Annotated in this window: 2 protein-coding genes, 1 pseudogene and 1 riboswitch; all 3 genes and pseudogenes read left to right on the forward strand. The window is 47.0% G+C overall.

Annotated features, from left to right (window positions below; all coding sequences use genetic code 11):
- Nucleotides 1-98 (forward strand): annotated as a pseudogene (locus tag B7C60_RS19915) (ABC transporter permease); the annotation flags it as partial.
- The gene (locus B7C60_RS16735) at nt 95-1,477 is read left to right on the forward strand and encodes an ABC transporter ATP-binding protein (protein ID WP_099612618.1); all 1,383 of its coding nucleotides are present in this window, start codon (nt 95-97) and stop codon (nt 1,475-1,477) included. The pseudogene B7C60_RS19915 and the gene B7C60_RS16735, both read left to right, overlap by 4 nt.
- Before the next feature lie 31 nt (nt 1,478-1,508).
- Nucleotides 1,509-1,606, forward strand: a riboswitch (TPP riboswitch).
- A gap of 109 nt (nt 1,607-1,715) precedes the next feature.
- Nucleotides 1,716-2,483: bifunctional hydroxymethylpyrimidine kinase/phosphomethylpyrimidine kinase (thiD, locus tag B7C60_RS16740; RefSeq protein WP_245869647.1), on the forward strand; the 768-nt coding region annotated here is incomplete at its 3' end.

A 2,483-nucleotide genomic window follows, 5' to 3' on the forward strand; every position in this document is an offset into this window, starting at 1 on the left:
ATTATCATCAAGCCCCATGGGTACTGCTTCAGCCTATCGTGGTCGTCTTTCTGTTAGTCATGAGTTTTCATCTATTAGCTCGAGGTAAACACGCATGAACACTTTATTACACGTAGAGCAGTTAGCGATCAATAGCCAAGAACAGTGTTTGGTTGATCCCGTCTCCTTCCATCTGGCTTCTGGTGAAGCAATCACCATTTTAGGAGAAACGGGCTCAGGGAAAAGCCTTCTTGCCAATGCAATTATTGGAACGTTACCCAATGAGTTAACCTTGCAAGGAAATATCACGCTATTTGGAAAAAATCAGAACTCCCGCTCTCAGGCAGAGCGTCAAGCACTCTGGGGAAAGAAAATCTCGATTCTCCCTCAAGAACCTTGGTACGCCTTAAGCCCATTAATGAACGTAGGTGATCAAGTCCGTGAAGTTCATACGTTAGTTAATCACAATGCCGCCCAGGCGAATGAAAAAACGCAGGCAGCCTTTAATCAGGTTGAACTTAGCCAAGACCAAGGGAAATACCCCCATCAGCTCTCTGGAGGCATGGCACAGCGGGTAGCTTATCTTTGCGCCACTCAAGCAGGAGGCGAACTGTTGATCGCTGATGAACCAACCAAAGGGCTAGACAGCAGTCGAAGAGATCAGATTATTGAACAGCTCCTCACCCATAAGCAACGAGGAGCGGTACTCACCATTACTCATGATGTTGAAGTCGCTGACCGCTTAGGGGGAGAGATCATTGTCATGAGAAAAGGGGTTATCCAAGAGCGAGGGCCAACAGAACAAGTGCTTAAACACCCTCAATCAGACTACACCAAAGCCCTTATTGCTGCTGATCCCCATTTTTGGGAAAAACGTTCTAAACCTCAAATAGGTGAACCACTACTGACGGTTCATCAGTTAACCAAAGGGTTTGCAAAGAAAACACTATTTCGAGATCTTAATTTCACATTAGCCAGTGGTGAAGTTCTTGGCATCAGCGGTGACAGCGGTTGTGGCAAATCAACCTTGGCCGATCTCTTGCTTGGGTTACAATCCCCTTGCTCTGGCAGCATCACGTTTCACCAGAAAATCAAGGTCGCTGAGGCGCTGAAGCTGTATCAAGACCCTCCCAGTGCGTTGGCGAAACATTGCACATTGCAAACGCTATTGAACGATCTTGAACAACGACATGCGATTGATAAGCAGGCGATCCCGATCTTAATGGCAAAACTCAACTTATCACCGGATTTATTGCTGCGTCAGGCAACTCAAATCTCGGGAGGGGAATTACAGCGCTTTGCTATTTTACGGGCTTTATTAATGAAGCCTAAGCTACTGATTGCCGATGAACCCACCTCTCGTCTTGACCCCGTTACCGCAGCAAACACATTGGAATTGATGCTGGATTTAACACAACAGATAGGCTGCGCGTTAGTCCTCATTAGCCATGATAAAGTAGCATTAGAGAAGCGCTGTCATAAGGTGGTTCAACTCTAGTTGTTTCACTTAAATTATTTGTTAGTATAGGCCATTATAGTCGGGGAGCCTTAAGGCTGAGATCGCATTGCGAGACCCGTTGAACCTGATTCAGTTAGCACTGACGTAGGGAACTATTAACACCAATAACGATGTTACTTACAAAGGCAACGGGGCACACACTCGATTGCTCTTAGGTGACATTGACCATTTTGGTCGTCATTGGTCAGTTCCTATACGTCATCTATAGGAGCCTGTCATGAGCAACACCTTATCTGCTATTTCACCCATCCCAATCGTATTAACTATTGCTGGCTCAGATAGCGGCGGCGGTGCGGGGATCCAAGCCGATATCAAGGCCATTTCCGCCACTGGTAGCTATGCTTGTAGCGCCATTACCGCCATCACTTCACAAAATACCCTTGGGGTAACGGCAATTTTGCCGATTGCCATTGAACACATTGCCAGTCAACTGGATGCGATTTTTAGTGACTTTACCGTGGCCGCGGTAAAAATTGGTATGCTGGCTGATAGCCAGATTATCCATATCGTGGCTGAAAAACTCCGTCACCATCAACCAAAGATTATCGTGTTAGATCCGGTAATGGTCGCCACCAGCGGTGATGCATTACTTGCCGATCAAGCCGTCAACGACTTAAAGCTGCAGTTATTACCACTAGCCACGGTTATCACGCCTAACTTACCTGAAGCTGCGGTATTAACTGGCTGTCCGATACCAAAACACGACCAGCAACTTGATGAGATCATCGCAGCATTACAGACTTTGCCAAGCCAAGCGGTACTGCTTAAAGGAGGCCACTTTACTGCATCAGAAAATAGTCACGATTGGCTGATCTGCGGCTCGCGGGTAAGGTGTTTTTCAGGGCGAAGAATCCACACCAGCAATACTCATGGTACAGGTTGTACCCTTTCTGCAGCACTCGCGTCTTACCTCGCGCAAGGCCTAAGCCTTGAGCAAGCGGTAACGCGAGCAAAGCATTATATCTCGCAAGCCATCTTACATGCT

The sequence above is a fragment of the Vibrio fujianensis genome (assembly GCF_002749895.1).
GTDB lineage: Bacteria > Pseudomonadota > Gammaproteobacteria > Enterobacterales > Vibrionaceae > Vibrio > Vibrio fujianensis.

Excerpts from the sequence above, each read along its gene's own strand:
- B7C60_RS16735 (WP_099612618.1), top strand. The coding sequence starts at position 95 with ATGAACACTTTATTACACGTAGAGCAGTTAGCGATCAATAGCCAAGAA.